Raw genomic sequence first — 18,357 nt, forward strand, 5'->3', positions numbered from 1 at the left:
CGCTGCCCGTGACGTTATTCGTGGTTACTCGTGACCAACAATCGATTTCCAGATACCAAAACGCCGCTCGATTGAGCGGCGCTTAAGTTTATCGCAACGAATCAGTCACGCACGTAAATGATTTCCGGCCCGTCTTCGTCATCCACATCTTCTTCGTCCCAATCATCGTCGCCGATGTCATGGACCGACTTCACGCCGCTGCGACGCAGGGCACGCTTGTCATCCAGCGCCTGCAGTTGCGCGCGAGCTTCGTCTTCGATGCGCTGATCGAGATCGGCCAGCTCTTCCTTGTAGGCCGGGTCATTGGCCAGGCGATCGGCACGGTCTTCCATGTAACGCATGATGTCGTGGCACAGACGCTCGGTACCGAGCTTGGAGATGGCCGAGATCACGTAGACCGGACCAGTCCATTCCAGGCGATCAACGATTTCCTTGACGCGAGCATCATGCTCTTCATCAAGGATCTGGTCGCACTTGTTCAGGACCAACCAGCGATCACGCTCCGCCAGGGACGGGCTGAACTTGATCAGCTCGTTGACGATCACTTCAGCGGCATCCGGTGCGCTGGCATCATCCAGCGGCGCCATGTCCACGAGGTGCAGCAGCAGACGCGTACGCGCCAAGTGCTTGAGGAAGCGAATGCCCAGACCAGCACCTTCGGAAGCGCCTTCGATCAAACCCGGAATATCGGCAATGACGAAGCTCTTCCAGCGATCGACGCTGACCACACCCAGGTTCGGCACCAGCGTGGTGAACGGGTAGTCGGCAACTTTCGGCTTGGCAGCCGAAACCGAACGGATAAAGGTACTTTTACCGGCGTTCGGCAAACCCAGCAGACCTACGTCAGCCAGTACTTTCATTTCCAGCTTCAGGTCGCGCTGCTCGCCCGGCTTGCCCGGAGTGGTCTGGCGCGGCGCACGGTTGGTACTGGATTTGAAACGGGTGTTGCCCAGACCGTGCCAGCCGCCCTGCACCACCATCAACTTCTGACCGGCCTTGGTCAGGTCACCGATGACTTCCTGAGTCGCGGAGTCGATCACCGTGGTGCCGACCGGAACGCGCAGGATCAGGTCTTCACCCTTCTTGCCGGTGCAGTCGGTGCTGCCGCCGTTGGAGCCACGCTCGGCATCGAAGTGCCGGGTGTAACGGTAGTCCACCAGGGTGTTGAGGTTTTCGTCGGCCATCATGTAGATGGAACCGCCGTCACCGCCATCACCGCCGTTCGGGCCACCGTTCTCGATAAATTTTTCCCGACGGAAACTCATGGCGCCATTGCCGCCGTCACCAGCCTTTACGCGAATCGATACTTCATCAACAAACTTCATAACAAACGCCTCTCGCCATACGGACGAGCCGAAAAACAATCAAGACATAAGACTCTTGCAAAAATGAGCGCAGCGACCCTGAACCACGATACCTACATCGTACGCCGACAGCCCATACAAACAGCTTTGCAAGAGACTCACCCCACAAACGAAAAAGCCCCGTCGCGAGACAGGGCTTTTCCAGCGATCGCGCAATTAAGCTGCGACTACGCTCACGTAACGACGACCGAAGGCGCCTTTTACTTCGAACTTGATCACGCCTTCGACTTTAGCGAAGAGGGTGTGATCTTTACCCATGCCAACGCCGTAGCCAGCGTGGAATTGGGTGCCGCGCTGACGCACGATGATGTTGCCTGCTTTGATAGCCTGGCCGCCATACATCTTCACGCCAAGGCGTTTGGCTTCTGAGTCGCGACCGTTACGGGTACTACCACCAGCTTTTTTGTGTGCCATGAGTTCAATTCTCCTAGTGAGGAATTAGGCTGTAATTAAGCCTGAATACCGGTGATTTTGATCTCGGTGTACCACTGGCGGTGGCCCATACGCTTCATGTGGTGCTTACGGCGACGGAACTTGATGATGCGGACTTTATCGTGACGACCTTGGGAGATCACTTCAGCCACAACGGTAGCGCCAGCAACAACTGGAGCGCCGATATTCACGTCGTCACCGTTGGCAACCAACAGAACGCGATCAAAGGTAACGGATTCGCCGGTAGCGATTTCCAGTTTTTCGATCTTCAGGTATTCACCTGGGGCGACTTTGTACTGCTTGCCGCCAGTAACGATTACTGCATAAGACATGGTATTTCTCCGATAATCCTGCTCACCCAGCTCTTTATAAGAAGAGGTATTGGCTGGCATGGCTGCGTGGGGCTGGAGGCCCGCTTGCAATTGCGTAAGGCAGGTGCTGCCCAGGAAGTTCAGGGTGCGCGATTGTACGCAAGCCACGCTAGCCTTGCAAGAGGCCGTCCATCGCGCCTTGACACCTGCAAGCGTGGGTCCTAGCATGCCGCGCAACCCTTCTGGAGCGACTGTCGCTGATGCAACCCCAAGCTTTCTACCGCGCGGTGGCGGACGATTTTAGCGCCGTCGACGGCATCATCAAGAAGCAGCTGACTTCCCGAGTGCCGCTGGTATCGAAAATCGGCGATTACATTACCTCGGCCGGCGGCAAACGCCTGCGTCCTTTACTGGTGTTGCTGTGTGGCAAGGCCCTGGGCCGCGAAGGCGATGACCTGCGCCTGCTGGCCGCGACCATTGAATTCCTGCACACCGCCACCCTGCTGCATGACGATGTGGTCGACATGTCCGGCATGCGCCGTGGCCGCTCGACCGCCAACGCCATGTGGGGCAACGCACCAAGCGTACTGGTCGGTGACTTCCTGTATTCGCGCTCATTCGAAATGATGGTCGAACTTGGCTCGATGCCGGTGATGAAGATCCTTTCGCAAGCCACGCGCATCATCGCCGAAGGCGAAGTATTGCAGCTGTCGAAGGTGCGGGACGCCAGCACCACCGAAGAAACCTACATGGAAGTCATCCGCGGCAAGACCGCGATGCTTTTCGAAGCCTCGACCCACAGCGCCGCCGCCCTGTGCCAGGCCACGCCGGAACAGGCCGAAGCCCTGCGTACATTCGGTGATCATCTGGGCGTGGCCTTCCAACTGGTCGACGACCTGCTCGACTACAAAGGCGACGCCGAAACCCTGGGCAAGAACGTCGGTGACGATCTGGCCGAAGGCAAGCCGACCCTGCCACTGATCTACACCATGCGCGAAGGTACGCCGGAACAGGCCGCCCTGGTGCGCAAGGCGATCCAGAAAGGCGGAATCGAAGACCTGGAAAGCATCCGCGAAGCCGTGGAAGCCTCGGGCTCGCTGGAGTACACCGCGCAACTGGCACGCGACTATGTGGCACGCGCAATCAAGTGTCTCGAAGCGCTGCCTGCCAGCGAGTACCGCGATGCACTGGTTGAACTGAGCGAGTTCGCGGTCGCGCGTACGCACTGACAACACTGCAAGCCCCCTGTGGGAACGAGCTTGCTCGCGACTAGGCACTTACATTCAACATTGTTGTTGACTGAAAGGACGCCATCGCGAGCAAGCTCGCTCCCACAGGTTTGTTCCCCACAGGTTTTCCTGCGCTGCACCCCTCCCCGCCTAAAACCCTATATAATGTGCGCTTTTTAGCGATCCTGAATCCAAGGAGCCTTAGTGAGCACGTTGCCACCCTGCCCAAAATGCAATTCCGAATACACCTATGAAGACGGCGCCCAGCTGATCTGCCCCGAGTGCGCCCACGAATGGTCCGCCAGCGGTGAAGCCGAAGCTGTGTCCGATGACACAGTGAAAAAGGATTCGGTCGGCAACGTCCTGCAAGACGGCGACACCATCACCGTGATCAAGGACCTCAAGGTCAAGGGTACGTCTTTGGTGGTCAAGGTCGGCACCAAGGTCAAGAACATCCGCCTGTGCGATGGCGATCACGACATCGACTGCAAGATCGACGGCATCGGCCCGATGAAACTCAAGTCCGAGTTCGTCAGAAAAGTCTGAGCCTGCTGTTATCCATCCCGCGCCTGGCGCGGGATGCCCTCCCTCCCCGCTTCACCCAATAAATCCTCGCAATAGCCAAACGCCCATCGGTTTGACCTGACGCAATCTTTACCCGGAAAAAAGCGCAAACCGCCAATAGGCTCTTGCTATTTGATGAATAAGAATTATTCTCATCAAACCTTCAATGGAGATGAGAACCATGACTTATCTGATCGATGCCTGGCTGGACCGCCCACACCCTTACCTCAGGATCCTGCATCGGGAAACCGGGGAAGTCTGTGCAGTGCTTGAAGAAGAAGCCTTGAGCGAACTGCAGGACCAAGGTGATCTTGACCTCAATGGCCTGAGTTCCAGTGAGCCGGTGGTGCTCAAGGAACTGGTGCGTAATCTGTTTCTGTTCTGCTATGCCCGGGCGTTGCGCCCGCACAGTGAACTGCACCACAAGATCGAAATATGAAAAACGCTGCAAAATTTTGTAGGAGCGAGCTTGCTCGCGAAGAACTCAAACACACCGCGTTCATTCAGGATGGCCGCGTTATCGTTAACGCCCATCGCGAGCAAGCTCGCTCCTACAGGTACAGGTAATCAGCGGGTCTTACAGAACGTCGAGCAGTTCGACGTCGAATACCAGTACGCTGTGCGGCGGAATGCTGCCAACGCCTTGAGCGCCGTATGCCAGCTCGCTCGGCACGTACAGGCGCCATTTGCTACCGGAGTTCATCAGTTGCAGGGCTTCGGTCCAGCCGGCGATCACGCCGCCAACCGGGAACTCTGCTGGCTGGCCGCGCTCGTAGGAGCTGTCGAACACAGTGCCGTCGATCAGGGTGCCGTGGTAATGAGTACGCACGGAGTCTTCACGGGATGGCTTGGCGCCTTCGCCAGCGGTCAGGACTTCGAACTGCAGGCCGGAAGCCAGAGTGGTGATGCCTTCACGCTTGGCGTTTTCAGCCAGGAAGGCCAGGCCTTCGCCAGCAGCCGCTTCAGCCTTGGCTGCAGCTTCGGCCTGCATGATTTCGCGGATGACTTTGAAGCTGGCGGACATTTCTTCCTGACCTACACGGCTTGGTTTGCCGGCGAATGCGTCGGTCAGACCTGCCAGGATCGCGTCCAGGCTTACGCCCGGTGGCGGGTTGTCGCGCAGTTGGTCGCCCAGCTGACGGCCAATACCGTAGCTGACGCGGGTTTCGTCGGTGGACAGATTTACTTCGGACATGACACTGCTCCGCTGTGCGGACGGCTCGGGAACTTGCCATGCGTGCACAGCGCGTCCCGGAGCGCCCGGAACCAAAAGGGCCAGCAGACTAGCACAGATGTCATGCCTTTGATGAGGGACCTCAGGCGATCGGCACCTTCAGGTTTTCCTCAACATCGGCAACCAGACCGCACATTTCGTCGTGCACGACCGTGTGCACAAGGTTGAAGTGCAACTTGGGAAAGGAGCGCAGCACATCACGGGCATGCTCCACCGAACGCAGGCTCATCATGTGTCCGTGGGTATCGCTCAATGGATACGCCGCGCCATGCATCCGCGCCTCCAACAGGTAGATGCCCCCCTCCATCGAGATCAGGTTCAGCTCATCGACCTTCCCGGCGACGGCATACGCATTCAACTCATGCAGGGTCATGAATGCACCTCACGCAGTGGCGAACCAACATACTTACAGGGATAGGCCTCGGCGCATCAAAGCACAAGCCACAAACGACGCCGCCCGTCTGTTTTGCAACCCTGTGGGAGCGTGGCTTGCCCGCGATGGCATCACCTCGGTCTAACGATGAACCGCAGTGATGCCATCGCGGGCAAGCCACGCTCCCACAATGGAAGTTGAAATCAGTGCTTGGTGACTTTATCCAGGTAACCCATGGCGAAGGCCGAAACCACGAAGGTCATGTGGATGATCACGTACCACTGCAAATGCTCGGGATCGACGTTCTTGGCGTCCATGAAGATACGCAGCAGGTGAATGGACGAGATCGCCACGATCGATGCGGCCACCTTCATCTTCAGCGACGAAGAGTCCATGGTGCCCAGCCAGTTGAGCTTTTCCTTGCTGTCGTCGATGTCCAGTTGCGAGACGAAGTTCTCGTAGCCGGAAATCATCACCATCACCAGCAAACCGCCCACCAGGGCCATGTCGATCAGCGACAGCAGTACCAGGATCAAATCCGATTCGGCCATCGAAAACACGTTCGGGATGACGTGGAAGACTTCCTGGAAGAATTTCAGTGCCAGCGCCAGCAGTCCGAGGGACAGGCCGAAATAGATCGGCGCCAGCAGCCAGCGCGAGGCGTACATTGCATTTTCGATAAAGCGTTCCATTGAATCTCACACGTTGGACTGGAAATGGCGGCGAGTATACCAGCCACCCGTCCATACCCAGAAGCAGCCAGAAACCGTCGAAAAATCCGTCACCTGCGCCTGTGTATCAAAGTTTTTCTGCTAGTGTCCAAATCATTGACTGCTCAGTGATGTCGGACAGGAAGACTGGAAATGGATGTGCAATTGCCTTTGACGAGTGCCGGAATTTGCCTGGCGCTGCTGCTGAGCGGCTGCTCACCCAGCGAAGAAAAACGCCAGGTCAGCCTCGAAGAAAAAACCGCGCAGTTCGAAAAGTCGCTGGACGCCATTCAGGATCCGAAGCTCAAGGATGCCGTGTCGGAACTGGGCGGCTCACTGCTGCTGCTCGAACGCGCGCAACTCAAGCTCGACAGCAAGTCGGTGGAAACCGAATACGGCGAAGACGCCCTCGCCATGCTCAAGCACTACCCGAGCCCGCAGGCCCTGGTCGACACCTACATCAACGGGTTGTTCGTGCTGCAAAAGGACTCCAGTTCCGACTATCTGATCGATCTGCAGCCAGTGTTTCCCTTCACGTTCAGCGTTCCTGCCGCGTTTTTGTTTCCCCATGGCCTGGAATGGCAGTCGGTCACGCTAAGCAACAAACGAGTGATTCCCTTCCAGCCGGAATGGTCGGAAACCGACCCCGGCATTCAGCTCAGCCCATCGAGCTCCAACCTGACCAACCCCGATGACCTGACCGTGGCCTACCCCTTCATCGAAGGCCTCGACATTGACAGAAAGCAGCAACCGCAACCGGTGAGCCTGCAAGGCAAAGTCGAAGTCATCGCGCCACGGCGCCTCTACAGCTTCGACCTGACGAAAAAGGACGTAGGCCAGACCCGCACCAATGACAACCTGAGCGTCACCCTCCTCACATTGACGAACAACTACGCGGAAATCGAATACAACAACAGCACGCCGCTGGCCCCCGAAGTCAGTGAAGCACCGCTCAACCCGCTGATCGTCCAGGCCAGGGACAGCACCGGGCAATTCATCGCGCGCGCCGGTTCAATCAACGAAACCTCGGTACAAATTGCCTTCTATCAGCAGCAACTGGCCAAGATGCAGCAGCAAAAGAGCTGGAGCGAGTCCCTGGAAAAACAGCTCGATGAAGAACAACGCAATTTTGAGAAACAGCAGGCTCGACATTATTCGAAGGTGTACTTCAACGGGATGATCGAAACTCTCGAAGTCAGCATGCTGGATTTTTCCGCCGTCACGGTCACCCGAAAGGACCTCGACCTACCGATCCGGCGCTTCGATGCCTATACCACGGACAAATCCATCCAGCCCTTGAACCTGTCCGTGGTGGTCTATGACGACCAGGCGGCGGGCTGGCTGAAAGGGGCAACGCTGAGTGAGGAACAACTGAAAAAGAACGTCAGCATCAGTCAGTCGGTCGACGACCCCAGCGCTGCGCGAATCGAATTCACTCACCTGCGTACCTTCAACGATGAGCTGCTCGGCACATCGTTCAACCCCGGTGAAAGTCCGGTGAGCTTCTTTACCGAAGACACTCGTGGCAATCGCGACGAGCCGATCGAACTGCCGTCAGAGGCATACCAGATCGATCCCCTGCGCGGCATCATCACTTACGATCTGAATCTGTTTCCACAAACCCCGGCCTATGCGGTGGGCTCGATGCCGTTGTTCCTGGCCACGGTCGACAAGCAAACCGTCGAAGCCCGTCAACTGCCCAAGGGCCTCGCGCTCAAAGACAATGCACTGGTGGTGGACCTGAAGGTATTTCCCGCCCAGGACTGGCGCTTTTTCGCCAAGGACGACAGCGGTAGTTACTTGAAGGAGATTCTATCGGTCAGTCATGGCGCGAGCGCACAGGGGCCGGCGCAGTTTGCCGTGCATTACTTCTACGGGCAGCCTACGCGCCTGGAAACCTATCAGCGCACTGACCTCACCACCGTGCAATATGGTTTCGAAGTCAAACTCGACAAGGCCGACATGACGCGCCTTGATCAATAGTGCCACTCAGTGCTCGGGGTGAAACTCGAAGCCGCCCATGTTTCGGCAGCGACCACCGTTGATTTCCCGCAGTTGGGCTTGCAGGTGCAGGCACCAGATTTGCGGATCGTCGGCCAACTCGTAGCCGTGCAGGGTCAGGCTTTCAACGATGGTGTCGAGGATTGATTCAGCGACGAACGGACCGTGAAACGGGCCTTGGGCCTTGATGGCCGAAGGTTGTTCACCGGCCATTCCGGCGGCGAACAGCAAAGTCCACATGCCCGTATCTCCCGCCAATGGACGGATGGCACATTCGATACGGGTCACAAGGCCCAGGCATTGACGGGTGAGGCAGAGGTTGCGCGACATGGCGGCGACCCTCGGTAGATCCGGTGTTCAGCCCCCATGGGAAGGCTGTTTCGATCCTGTGATTACGTCGATATCCTTGAGCAGAGAATAGAAGAAAAGTCTGCCTTGCAGGCCGAGGCAAGACCGAAAGGCGCCGAATGGTCATAGTGTGAATATTGACGTCAGTTCGACGACGCTTTTCCAGGGTTCACACAAACAAATGTGGGAGCGGGCTTGCTCGCTCCCACATGGGTTACTGCATCAGGCCGGCTTGGTTTCCGCCAAAGCCTCTTGCGCCAACTCCTTCTCGGCTTCCTTGAGATCATCTTCGCTGATCATTTCCGCGATAACCCGCAGGCGCTCCACGACCCGCGCGTTCACGCTGCCTTCAGGGAACTCGCCATTCTCGTCCGGTTCGCCGGCCGGCTCGCCGACCAGCAGACTCAAGGCTTCGTCGGCCTGACGTACCGCGTAGACATGGAACTGACCCGCACGCACCGCCGCCAGCACCTTCTCATCGAGCATCAGGGTGGCGACGTTGGCGTGAGGAATGATTGCCCCCTGCTCGCCGGTCAACCCGCGGGCTTCGCACAAACGGAAGAAGCCCTCGATCTTCTCGTTGACTCCGCCGACCGCCTGCACTTCGCCGAACTGGTTGATCGAACCGGTGATGGCAAAGCACTGCTTGAGCGGGGTTTTCGACAAGGCCGAAATGAGGGTGCAGGCCTCGCCCAGGGAAGCACTGTCGCCATCGACATAACCGTAGGATTGCTCCAGGGCGATGCTCGCGGAAATCGCCAGCGGAAACTCCTGGGCGTAACGGCTGCCCAGATAACCGGTAAGGATCATCACGCCTTTGGAGTGGATCGGCTGGCCGAGGTTGACCTCGCGCTCGATGTCGACGATGCCGCTGCCGCCCGGGTACACCGTGGCAGAAATCCGCGCCGGTATACCAAAGGCCGAGTCGCCGACCTCCAGCACCGTCAAGCCATTGCACTTGCCGACCGCCGCGCCCGCGGTGTCGATCAGGATGATCCCGGCCAGCATGTCATCGAGAATCCGCGCTGACACACGACCGGTCCGTGTGGCCTTGGCCTTGAGCGCGCGTTCGATGTGCCCGGAGTCGGTCCTTTCATCGCCGGCCAGATGGCGGATGAAGTCCGCCTCGCTGACCAGCTGGAACAAGTCACCGATACGCGCCGACAAGCGCCCCTGGTGCTCGGCCAGACGTGCACTGTAGGTCGCCAGGCGTGCCACCGCATCAGCGGTCAGCGGTGCCATGCCTTCTTCGGAAGTACGGGTCTTGAGCAACTGGGCGAACTGCTCCAGGCTCTCGTCGACCATCGGGATGTCTTCGTCGAAATCCACCAGGACGCGGAACATCTCCTGGAAGTCCGGATCGAGGTCTTGCAGCGTGTAATACAGCTGACGGGCACCGATGATGACGACTTTGACCTGCAACGGAATGTGTTGCGGAGTCAGGGTCACGGTGGCCAGGCGGCCCAGTTCACCCAGCGGTGATTCCATTTTCAGTTTGCGTGATTGCAGGGCGCGTTTCAGTGCATCCCACACGAACGGCTCGCTGAGCATTTTGTCCGCTTCAAGGATCAGGAAACCGCCATTGGCCCGGTGCAAGGCACCCGGCCGCAGTTGGCGGTAGGTGGTGTAAAGCGCACCCTGATCGGTGCTGTATTCGATCCGGCCAAAAAGGTTTTCGTAGGTCGGGTGCGGCTCGAACACCACCGGCGCACCGCCGCTGGCCGAGTGACCGACCACCAGGCTCGGCGCGTATTGTTCTTCCAGCAACTTGCGGGCGACAGCGTCGGTCTTGCTATCGTCTACCAGCTGCTCGACCACGGACTTGAGCAAGTACACCTGCATCGCCTGCAGATAACCGCATACCGCCGCGTTCTCGGCGTACTTCTCCGACAATGGCGACAACAATGGCTGCAAGGCCAGGGTAATGGTTTCTTCGTTCAGATGACGCAGCTGGTTGCTCGACTCGCGTTTCCATTGCGGCAGGCTGGCGAGCTCTTCGTTCAGGCGCTCCTCCAGTGCCGAAATATCCTCGTGAAAGCGCTCGCGCTCGGCTTCCGGCAACTGGGCGAACTCAGCTTCGTCCAACGCCTTGCCGTCGCTCATCGGGGTGAAGGCGATGTTGCTGGCGTCGCGGTACAGCGCAACTTCCTTTTCCAGCGCCAGACGCTCGATGACGTCCAGGGCCTTGTCGTAGCGCTGGTTGAAGGCGCGGTCGATACTGCTTTTCTTTTGCTGGTAGGACGGATGCTCGAATACTGCCGGAAATGTCGCCAGCAGGTTGTCGATCAAACCGTTGATATCACCAATGAAGTTACCGGCAGTGCCCGACGGCAACTCCAGGGCACGTGGTTCGCGCGGTTCATCGAAGTTGTTGACGTAGACCCAGTCCGCCGGGGTCTGCAGGCGCTTGCCTTCGGCCTTGAGGTAGCGTTTGACGAACGAGAACCGGCCAGTACCGGGCTCGCCCATGACGAATACGTTGTAACCGGGGCGTGGCATGGCCACACCGAACTGCAAGGCTTCGACCGCACGTTCCTGGCCAAGCACACCGCGAAAGGGCTCCAGATCATTGGTGGTAGAGAAGCTGAACTGTTCAGCGGAAAACGGACGGGTCAGCGCTTCGGGCGCTAGACGCAAGCTGGCAGCAACAGGATCAGGCATCGGGCTTCCTTAACAATCAGGCGGGGCAGATGGCAGCATTCTGGCGCCGCCCATGCCCGACTGGCAAGGAGCGCCGCAGGCCTGATCACCGTCAACCGGCCAACCCCAGGCGGGCCGGGCTTGCGCGGCCGTTTTCCATGAATGTTTTGCAAAAAATCACGGAACCCTGTGATCGTGCCTAAACTCCAAACTGCGCGGCTGGACTAATGACCGGCCCACTGGCACCGGAAGGGTCTGCAGGAAAACTTGCCGAGCGGCGATCAGGCAAGGCGAAAGCAGGCGAGGAAGCGGAGTGTAGGGGCCTACATGAGCATTCCGAGCCTGCTTTCAACGCAGCATGATCGTCGCGCAGGCAGTTTGCATGCAGAGCCGAGGCCAGACTCCCTTGTCTATTGGTACGCACACAAAGAGAACAAAGCTATGAAACGGATTCTTCTTGGTACTCTCTTCACCGCTGTATCCATCAATGCCATGGCGCAAGCGCCTGGCGGTCCGGATTGCGGTTGGGGCAACATGCTGTTCGAAGGCCAGCGTGGTACTCCAGCTCACTTCCTGGCATCCACCACCAACGGCACCTCCGGCAATGCAACCTTCGGCATGACCTCCGGCACCAACGGTTGCGCAACCAATGCGTCGCTGACCTATGGCGGCAAATCCTGGTTTGCCATGAATGGCATGATGAACGAGCTGTCCGAAGACATGGCCAAGGGTCAGGGCGAAGCGCTGACCACCTATGCCGTGGTACTGGGCGTGGCGCCGGAAGACCGTGCGCACTTCGCCGCCGTCACTCACGAGCACTTCCAGCAGATCTTCAGCAAGGCTGACGTGACCGCAGAAGACGTGCATACCAATACCCTGGCCGTGCTCAAAGCCGACCCTCGTCTGGCCAAGTACGCGACTCAGGCTTAAGCTCGACCCGCCCCGCTTCTTTCGGGAAGCGGGTTTTGTTTTTTGGACCTGCCCCTCTTTGGGTAATGTCGCTGACTGTAGGAGCTGGCTTGCCAGCGATGGTCGTTAACGATCACGCGTGTTTACTGGATAAACACAGCGCCTTTGAAACCATCGCTGGCAAGCCAGCTCCTACAGGCAAACGGCATCCACCTCGTTGGGTCTTTATTTTTCCCTGTTTAAGTTGCCTTCTATGCTCAAACGCCTTGCCTGGCTGGCGCTGTGTGTCTGCGCCCCGCTATCCGCCGCGCCTCACATCGAACCACAACGTTTGCAGCAACTGGCCAACGACCCTTTCTGGATATCCCTGGGCCATTACGAAACCGCCAAGCTCGGCGGCTGGCGCAGCTATGTCAGTGACCGCAAGTTCTTCCTCGCCGCTGACGGCAATGAGCATCCGGACCATGAACTGGCGGCGACTGTTCAAGCCTTGTACGCCCCGGCCAGTGCCGGTGAAACACACGCTCAATGCGTCTACCCTGCCCGCACCCGCTGGCTGAAAGACCAACTCGGTCTGGCCGGACTGCCGACGCCGGACTGCGCCGGGTTCAAGCAATGGTTCAAGGACGTCTCGCCCGACAGCGCAGTGATGATCTTCCCGGCGGCTTACCTGAACAGCCCGTCCTCGATGTTCGGCCATACCCTGTTGCGCATCGACCAGGCCGAGGTGAAGAGCGACAAGACTTCGCTACTCAGTTACGCGATCAACTTCGGCGCTTACATCGAGGGCTCGGACAACAGCATCATCTATGCCTGGAAAGGCCTGATGGGCGGCTATCCCGGCCTGTTCGCGATGGTGCCCTATCAGGAAAAGCTCTCGGAATACCGCAGCCTGGAAAACCGCGACCTGTGGGAGTACCGCCTGAACCTGACCCAACAGGAAACCGCGCGCATGGTCGAGCACGTCTGGGAGCTGAAGCAGATCAAGTTCGACTATTTCTTCTTCGACGAAAACTGCTCATACCGCTTGCTGGAACTGCTGCAAGTGGCCCGACTGGGCCTGCGCCTGACCGAGCAATTCCCACTCACCGCCATCCCGACCGACACCGTCAAAGCCGTGAAAGATGCCGGATTGGTGGAATCGATCCAGTATCGTCCGTCCCGGGAGCGCGAGTTGCTCAGCCGCGCCGAGCCGTTGGACCCTGAAGAGCAACAGTGGGTGCTGAAAGTCAGCGCCGATCAGAAACAATTGCAGGACCCGGCGTTCAAGGCGCAAGCCCGCGACCGTCAGGCACTGATCATCGATGCGGCCTATCGTCTGGAGCGTTACCGCGCCAATGGCCAGGAACGCGACCCGGCACGCGCCCAGCGCAGCTTCGAACTGCTGCGGGCCATCAACCAGAACCCGGCGCCGGAGCTGGATATCCCGCAACCGGGCCTGCCTGAAGACGGTCACGAGTCCCGCACCTGGCAGCTCGGCCTCGGCAGCCGTGGAGATAAAGCCTTTGGCGAGTACGGCTTGCGCATGGCTTATCACGACCTCAACGACAACAACGAAAGCTTTCCCCTTGGCGCGCAGATCGAAATCCTGCAATTGAAACTGCGCCAGTACGAAAGCAATGAATGGCAAGTGCAACAACTGGACCTGGCAACGATTCGCTCCCTGACCCCGCGTAACGAGCTGCTGCAACCGCTGTCATGGCAAGTCACCGGTGGTCTGGAGCGAGTGCCGGGTAAGCACGATGACCAAACCCTGGTCAGCCACGTCAACGGCGGTGGCGGTGGCACCTGGCAACTGGGCGATGACCTGCTCGGATTTGCCCTGGGCACTGTGCGCATCGAGCACAACAACGATTTCGCCGCTTTCATTGCCCCGGCCGCCGGGTTCAACAGTGGTGTGCTGTGGAAAAACCCGCTGGGCAATTTGAGCCTGGAAGCCAAGGGCGATTTCTTCACCAATGGCGAGGTGCGCCGTAGCCTGAGCTTGAATCAGCAATGGGAAATATCCCGCAATCTCGGACTGCGCTTGAGCGCCCGGCGCGAGTTCAGCCATTTGGCGACGGCCGAGAACGAAGTGATGCTTGAGCTGAAGTGGTATCACTACTGACCTGACACACCTCCCACCCTGTGGGAGCGAGCTTGCTCGCGATGGCGGCCTTTCAGCCAGCACACTTGTTGAATGTCAGTCCCTCATCGCGAGCAAGCTCGCTCCCACAGAGAATCGTCGGTTGCAGACAGGCTATCACTCGCCGTAAGTCGCTTTCAGACATCCAGTGAAACCAAATGCCTGCGACCATGGCCCAAACCCTATACCGGGAGAATTCCATGAGCCGTGCCTTCGTCAATGAAGATAGTGCCGCCGCGCAAGCCGATCAGCCAGTCGAACGGCAGGTCAGCACGCAGACCAATTACGTCACGCCGCAAGGCCTGAACCTGTTGCAGGGAAAAGTCGCCGAACTGCAATCCCTGCACGCCGAACAATCGGCAAAAGGCGAACAGGCCGACAAGCAGCGCCTGGCGGATCTCGAACGTGATTTGCGTTACTTCAAGCAGCGCCTGGGCAGCGCTCAAGTGGTTCCCGCCGCGACTTCGACCGAGAAAGTGCAGATCGGCAGTTGGGTGACCTACGCCGATGAACACGCCACCGAACGCCGGGTACAACTGGTGGGCGAAGATCAGGCCGATGCCGCCCACGGCCTGATCAATTGGAGCTCACCGCTGGGTCGGGCGCTGCTCGGCGCACGACTCAACGACGAAGTGCTGTGGCAGCGCCCCGCCGGGGATCAACTGATAGAAGTGATCCGTATCGAACCGACTTAGACGACGCCTTGGGCGAGCATGGCATCGGCGACTTTGACGAAGCCGGCGATGTTCGCGCCCTTGACGTAGTTGACCCGGCCATTCTCTTCGCCGTAATGCACGCAAGCGTGGTGAATCGACTGCATGATCGCGTGCAGTTTGCTGTCCACTTCGCCACCGGTCCACGCCAGGCGCATGGCGTTCTGCGACATTTCCAGCCCGCTCACTGCCACGCCGCCGGCGTTGGATGCCTTGCCCGGCGCAAACAGAATGTTCGCCTCGATGAACAGGTCCACCGCCTCAAGGGTGGTCGGCATGTTCGCGCCTTCGGCCACGCAGATGCAGCCGTTGCGCAGCAAGGTGCGAGCGGCTTCGGCATCCAGTTCGTTTTGCGTCGCGCACGGCAGCGCGATGTCGCAACTCAGGCTCCACGGAAGCTCACCTGCGCGGAACTCCAGGCCAAAACGGTCGGCCAGTTCACGGATACGCCCGCGCTGTACGTTCTTCAGCTCCAGCACCGCCAGCCATTGCTCCTCGGTCAAACCGCTTTCGCAATACAGCGTGCCTTCGGAGTCGGACAGCGAAATCACTTTACCGCCCAGGTCCATGACCTTGCGCGCCGCGTATTGCGCGACGTTGCCGGAGCCGGAGATCGCTACGCGTTTACCTTCCACGGCCAGGCCGCGACGCTTGAGCATTTCTTCGGCGAAGTACACGCAACCGAAACCGGTGGCTTCCGGGCGAATCAGGCTGCCGCCGTAACTTGGGCCTTTGCCGGTCAGCACGCTGGTGAACTGGTTGCTCAGGCGCTTGTACTGGCCGAACAGGAAACCGATTTCCCGCGCGCCGACACCGATATCACCGGCCGGTACGTCAACGTCGGCGCCGATGTGGCGGTACAGCTCGCTCATGAAGGCCTGGCAGAAGCGCATGACTTCCGCATCACTTTTACCTTTCGGATCAAAGTCCGACCCACCCTTGCCGCCGCCCATGGGCAGCGAGGTCAGGGAGTTTTTGAAGGTTTGCTCGAACGCGAGGAATTTCAGGACGCCCATGTTCACCGACGGGTGGAAACGCAGGCCCCCCTTGTACGGGCCGATCGCGCTGTTCATCTGGATGCGGAAACCACGATTGACCTGGACCTTGCCCTGATCGTCGACCCACGACACGCGAAACACCACCGCCCGCTCCGGCTCGCAGATGCGCTCCAGGATGCCGGAGGTCAGGTAATGCGGATTGGCTTCAAGAAACGGCCACAGGGTACGCAGGACTTCTTCGACAGCCTGGTGAAATTCGGGTTGGTCCGGGTCGCGTTTTTTCAGGCGCGCAAGGAAGGATTCGACGGATTCGATCATGGAAAAGTCTCGGCAAATTTATTGTCGTTGGAGGAGATTGAGCCGGACTGTAACAAACGATTCACGCACAGGAACAGAGCAGAATGTCGCATTCATGAAATTAAATGGTGCACAGGATATAAATTATTCCGGTTTTCTGGCCTTTTTTGCACCCGAACAGGGATTCAAGATCTGGCTTTTGCACCACAAGGGAGATCGCTATCGCGAGCAAGCTCGCTCCCACAGTTTGAAATGCATTCCCCTGTGGGAGCGAGCTTGCTCGCGATGAATGCGCCGCGGTATCACTGAAAAAACGCGCAAAAAAAACGGAGCCCGAAGGCTCCGCTCTTTATGCAACCAACCTGAAATCAGGCCAGTTTCTTGTGGCGTACACGATGCGGCTGGGCAGCTGCTTCGCCGAGACGCTTTTTGCGATCAGCTTCGTATTCGCTGTAGTTACCTTCGAAGAACACCGCTTGCGAGTCGTCCTCGTACGCCAGGATGTGCGTCGCGACGCGGTCAAGGAACCACCGATCGTGAGAGATCACAATGGCGGCGCCCGGGAAGTCCAGCAAGGCCTCTTCCAGGGAGCGCAGGGTTTCGACGTCGAGGTCGTTGGACGGTTCGTCGAGCAGCAGGACGTTGCCGCCCTCTTTCAGGGTCAGGGCCAGGTGCAAGCGACCGCGCTCACCACCGGACAGATCCTTGACGAACTTCTGCTGATCGCCGCCCTTGAAGTTGAAGCGACCGACATAGGTACGCGACGGGATCTCGTAGTTGCCGATGCGGATCTGGTCGGAACCGTCGGAGATCTGCTGGAACACGGTCTTGCTGCCATCCAGGTCTTCGCGGCTCTGATCCACACAAGCCAGCTGCACGGTTTCGCCGACTTCGATGCTGCCCGAATCCGGTGTTTCCTTGCCCATCAACATGCGGAACAGGGTCGATTTACCCGCACCGTTACCGCCGATCACGCCGACGATGGCGCCTTTAGGCATGGCGAACGACAGGTTGTCGATCAATACGCGGTCGCCATAGCCCTTGGTGACGTTCTTGAATTCGATGACCTTGTCGCCCAGGCGTGGACCGGCCGGGATGTAGATCTCGTTGGTTTCGCTGCGCTTCTGGAATTCCTGCGACTGCATTTCTTCGAAGCGTTGCAGACGAGCCTTGGATTTCGACTGGCGGGCCTTGGCGCCTTTGCGCACCCACTCCAATTCTTCCTTCATGGCTTTTTCGTGAGCCGACTGCTGCTTGGATTCGGCAGCCAGACGATCGGACTTGGCTTCCAGCCAACCCGAATAGTTACCCTCGTAAGGAATGCCCGCGCCGCGGTCGAGTTCCAGAATCCAGCCTGCAACGTTGTCCAGGAAGTAACGGTCGTGCGTGATCGCGACCACGGTGCCCGGGAAGTCGTGCAGGAAGTGCTCCAGCCAGGCGACGGAATCGGCGTCCAGGTGGTTGGTCGGTTCGTCGAGCAGCAGCATGTCCGGTGCGGACAGCAGCAGACGGCACAGGGCCACACGGCGTTTTTCACCACCGGAGAGGACTTCAACCTTGGCATCCCACGCCGGCAGACGCAGTGCATCGGCGGCGACTTCCAGCTGACGCTCCAGGTTATGGCCGTCGCTGGCCTGCAGGATCGCTTCGAGCTTGGCCTGTTCGGCAGCCAGCTTGTCGAAGTCGGCATCCGGATCGGCGTAGGCGGCGTAGACCTCGTCCAGGCGTGCCTGGGCGTCCTTGATCACGCTGACCGCTTCCTCGACCACTTCACGCACGGTCTTGGTCGGATCCAGTTGTGGTTCCTGGGGCAGGTAGCCGATGTTCAGCTCCGGCATCGGACGGGCTTCGCCCTCGAACTCGGTGTCGACGCCAGCCATGATTTTCAGCAGCGTGGATTTACCCGAACCGTTGAGGCCGAGCACGCCGATCTTGGCGCCGGGGAAGAACGACAGAGAAATGTTTTTCAGGATTTCCCGCTTCGGCGGAACAACTTTGCCCAGCCGATGCATGGTGAATACGTATTGAGCCATGGAGAACCTAGGGTCAGTGACTGATGAATGATTGGAGCGCAGGCAATGCCCGGCCAGACTGTGCGCGTCGCCCGCT

17 protein-coding genes are annotated in these 18,357 nt (G+C 58.8%); 7 read left to right on the forward strand and 10 right to left on the reverse strand.

Annotated features, from left to right (window positions below; translation table 11 throughout):
* Positions 1–101: 101 nt before the first annotated feature.
* The 3 genes from cgtA to rplU all read right to left on the reverse strand — a co-directional run bounded on the left by cgtA (position 102) and on the right by rplU (position 2,128).
* The gene (gene cgtA / locus AC1RP7_RS21380; protein WP_008052064.1) at positions 102–1,325 is read right to left on the reverse strand and encodes an Obg family GTPase CgtA; all 1,224 of its coding nucleotides are present in this window, start codon (positions 1,323–1,325) and stop codon (positions 102–104) included.
* A 195-nt stretch (positions 1,326–1,520) separates the two neighbouring features.
* The gene (gene rpmA, locus AC1RP7_RS21385) at positions 1,521–1,778 is read right to left on the reverse strand and encodes a 50S ribosomal protein L27 (protein ID WP_003281574.1); all 258 of its coding nucleotides are present in this window, start codon (positions 1,776–1,778) and stop codon (positions 1,521–1,523) included.
* Positions 1,779–1,813: 35 nt separating this feature from the next.
* Positions 1,814–2,128, reverse strand: coding sequence for a 50S ribosomal protein L21 (gene rplU / locus AC1RP7_RS21390; protein ID WP_003176051.1), 315 nt, complete (start codon positions 2,126–2,128; stop codon positions 1,814–1,816).
* Between the two features lie 239 nt (positions 2,129–2,367).
* Between rplU and AC1RP7_RS21395 the strand changes: the two genes are divergently transcribed.
* The 3 genes from AC1RP7_RS21395 to AC1RP7_RS21405 all read left to right on the forward strand — a co-directional run bounded on the left by AC1RP7_RS21395 (position 2,368) and on the right by AC1RP7_RS21405 (position 4,339).
* The gene (locus tag AC1RP7_RS21395) at positions 2,368–3,336 is read left to right on the forward strand and encodes a polyprenyl synthetase family protein (protein ID WP_057713233.1); all 969 of its coding nucleotides are present in this window, start codon (positions 2,368–2,370) and stop codon (positions 3,334–3,336) included.
* A gap of 204 nt (positions 3,337–3,540) precedes the next feature.
* Entirely contained in the window at positions 3,541–3,882 is a 342-nt protein-coding gene (locus AC1RP7_RS21400) for a zinc ribbon domain-containing protein YjdM (RefSeq protein WP_008154270.1), read from the forward strand.
* Between the two features lie 199 nt (positions 3,883–4,081).
* Positions 4,082–4,339 (forward strand): PA4570 family protein, encoded by a 258-nt coding sequence (locus AC1RP7_RS21405; RefSeq protein ID WP_008052059.1) that lies wholly within the window; start codon positions 4,082–4,084, stop codon positions 4,337–4,339.
* A gap of 138 nt (positions 4,340–4,477) precedes the next feature.
* Here AC1RP7_RS21405 and bamJ read toward each other — a convergent pair whose 3' ends face one another.
* The 3 genes from bamJ to AC1RP7_RS21420 all read right to left on the reverse strand — a co-directional run bounded on the left by bamJ (position 4,478) and on the right by AC1RP7_RS21420 (position 6,199).
* Positions 4,478–5,095 carry a BamJ family beta-barrel-assembly machinery protein gene (gene bamJ, locus AC1RP7_RS21410; protein ID WP_492587886.1) on the reverse strand — a complete coding sequence of 206 codons (618 nt, stop codon included), beginning with the start codon at positions 5,093–5,095 and terminating at the stop codon, positions 4,478–4,480.
* Between the two features lie 121 nt (positions 5,096–5,216).
* Positions 5,217–5,507: a DUF6482 family protein gene (locus tag AC1RP7_RS21415; RefSeq protein WP_008022513.1), complete on the reverse strand. Its 291-nt coding sequence runs from the start codon at positions 5,505–5,507 to the stop codon at positions 5,217–5,219.
* Between the two features lie 203 nt (positions 5,508–5,710).
* Positions 5,711–6,199 (reverse strand): TIGR00645 family protein, encoded by a 489-nt coding sequence (locus tag AC1RP7_RS21420; RefSeq protein ID WP_007970904.1) that lies wholly within the window; start codon positions 6,197–6,199, stop codon positions 5,711–5,713.
* A 171-nt stretch (positions 6,200–6,370) separates the two neighbouring features.
* Between AC1RP7_RS21420 and AC1RP7_RS21425 the strand changes: the two genes are divergently transcribed.
* On the forward strand, positions 6,371–8,200 hold the full coding sequence (locus AC1RP7_RS21425; RefSeq protein ID WP_493182830.1) for a hypothetical protein: 1,830 nt from the start codon (positions 6,371–6,373) through the stop codon (positions 8,198–8,200).
* Positions 8,201–8,206: 6 nt separating this feature from the next.
* Here the strand turns inward: AC1RP7_RS21425 and AC1RP7_RS21430 are convergent, their stop codons facing one another.
* Together AC1RP7_RS21430 and AC1RP7_RS21435 are read right to left on the reverse strand one after the other, a co-directional pair.
* Entirely contained in the window at positions 8,207–8,548 is a 342-nt protein-coding gene (locus AC1RP7_RS21430) for a PA4575 family protein (protein ID WP_008052055.1), read from the reverse strand.
* A 240-nt stretch (positions 8,549–8,788) separates the two neighbouring features.
* Positions 8,789–11,227, reverse strand: coding sequence for a Lon protease family protein (locus tag AC1RP7_RS21435; protein ID WP_057713231.1), 2,439 nt, complete (start codon positions 11,225–11,227; stop codon positions 8,789–8,791).
* A 420-nt stretch (positions 11,228–11,647) separates the two neighbouring features.
* Here AC1RP7_RS21435 and AC1RP7_RS21440 point away from each other — a divergent pair, with 420 nt between their 5' ends.
* The 3 genes from AC1RP7_RS21440 (at position 11,648) to AC1RP7_RS21450 (ending at position 14,935) form a co-directional block, all read left to right on the forward strand.
* Complete coding sequence (locus AC1RP7_RS21440; RefSeq protein WP_007970900.1) at positions 11,648–12,136, forward strand: DUF3015 domain-containing protein; 489 nt, start codon at positions 11,648–11,650, stop codon at positions 12,134–12,136.
* A gap of 232 nt (positions 12,137–12,368) precedes the next feature.
* Positions 12,369–14,222: an Lnb N-terminal periplasmic domain-containing protein gene (locus AC1RP7_RS21445; RefSeq protein ID WP_493182828.1), complete on the forward strand. Its 1,854-nt coding sequence runs from the start codon at positions 12,369–12,371 to the stop codon at positions 14,220–14,222.
* A 218-nt stretch (positions 14,223–14,440) separates the two neighbouring features.
* Complete coding sequence (locus AC1RP7_RS21450) at positions 14,441–14,935, forward strand: GreA/GreB family elongation factor (RefSeq protein ID WP_340314615.1); 495 nt, start codon at positions 14,441–14,443, stop codon at positions 14,933–14,935.
* Here AC1RP7_RS21450 and gdhA read toward each other — a convergent pair.
* Together gdhA and ettA are read right to left on the reverse strand one after the other, a co-directional pair.
* Complete coding sequence (gene gdhA, locus AC1RP7_RS21455; RefSeq protein ID WP_057713228.1) at positions 14,932–16,269, reverse strand: NADP-specific glutamate dehydrogenase; 1,338 nt, start codon at positions 16,267–16,269, stop codon at positions 14,932–14,934. The two genes, AC1RP7_RS21450 and gdhA, sit on opposite strands and share 4 nt — an antisense overlap.
* Before the next feature lie 347 nt (positions 16,270–16,616).
* Positions 16,617–18,281, reverse strand: a complete 1,665-nt coding sequence (gene ettA / locus AC1RP7_RS21460) for an energy-dependent translational throttle protein EttA (protein ID WP_057713227.1) — start codon at positions 18,279–18,281, stop codon at positions 16,617–16,619.
* Between the last annotated feature and the right edge of the window lie 76 nt (positions 18,282–18,357).

Source organism: Pseudomonas sp. GW822-FHT01E03 (assembly GCF_058802985.1).

Bases quoted from the DNA above. Each gene is read 5' to 3' on its own strand.
- AC1RP7_RS21430 (WP_008052055.1), bottom strand. From the start codon at position 8,548: ATGTCGCGCAACCTCTGCCTCACCCGTCAATGCCTGGGCCTTGTGACC.
- cgtA (WP_008052064.1), bottom strand. From the start codon at position 1,325: ATGAAGTTTGTTGATGAAGTATCGATTCGCGTAAAGGCTGGTGACGGC.
- AC1RP7_RS21420 (WP_007970904.1), bottom strand. From the start codon at position 6,199: ATGGAACGCTTTATCGAAAATGCAATGTACGCCTCGCGCTGGCTGCTG.
- ettA (WP_057713227.1), bottom strand. From the start codon at position 18,281: ATGGCTCAATACGTATTCACCATGCATCGGCTGGGCAAAGTTGTTCCG.
- AC1RP7_RS21450 (WP_340314615.1), top strand. From the start codon at position 14,441: ATGAGCCGTGCCTTCGTCAATGAAGATAGTGCCGCCGCGCAAGCCGAT.
- rpmA (WP_003281574.1), bottom strand. From the start codon at position 1,778: ATGGCACACAAAAAAGCTGGTGGTAGTACCCGTAACGGTCGCGACTCA.
- gdhA (WP_057713228.1), bottom strand. From the start codon at position 16,269: ATGATCGAATCCGTCGAATCCTTCCTTGCGCGCCTGAAAAAACGCGAC.
- AC1RP7_RS21415 (WP_008022513.1), bottom strand. From the start codon at position 5,507: ATGACCCTGCATGAGTTGAATGCGTATGCCGTCGCCGGGAAGGTCGAT.
- AC1RP7_RS21425 (WP_493182830.1), top strand. From the start codon at position 6,371: ATGGATGTGCAATTGCCTTTGACGAGTGCCGGAATTTGCCTGGCGCTG.
- AC1RP7_RS21435 (WP_057713231.1), bottom strand. From the start codon at position 11,227: ATGCCTGATCCTGTTGCTGCCAGCTTGCGTCTAGCGCCCGAAGCGCTG.
- bamJ (WP_492587886.1), bottom strand. From the start codon at position 5,095: ATGTCCGAAGTAAATCTGTCCACCGACGAAACCCGCGTCAGCTACGGT.
- AC1RP7_RS21405 (WP_008052059.1), top strand. From the start codon at position 4,082: ATGACTTATCTGATCGATGCCTGGCTGGACCGCCCACACCCTTACCTC.
- AC1RP7_RS21395 (WP_057713233.1), top strand. From the start codon at position 2,368: ATGCAACCCCAAGCTTTCTACCGCGCGGTGGCGGACGATTTTAGCGCC.
- rplU (WP_003176051.1), bottom strand. From the start codon at position 2,128: ATGTCTTATGCAGTAATCGTTACTGGCGGCAAGCAGTACAAAGTCGCC.
- AC1RP7_RS21445 (WP_493182828.1), top strand. From the start codon at position 12,369: ATGCTCAAACGCCTTGCCTGGCTGGCGCTGTGTGTCTGCGCCCCGCTA.
- AC1RP7_RS21440 (WP_007970900.1), top strand. From the start codon at position 11,648: ATGAAACGGATTCTTCTTGGTACTCTCTTCACCGCTGTATCCATCAAT.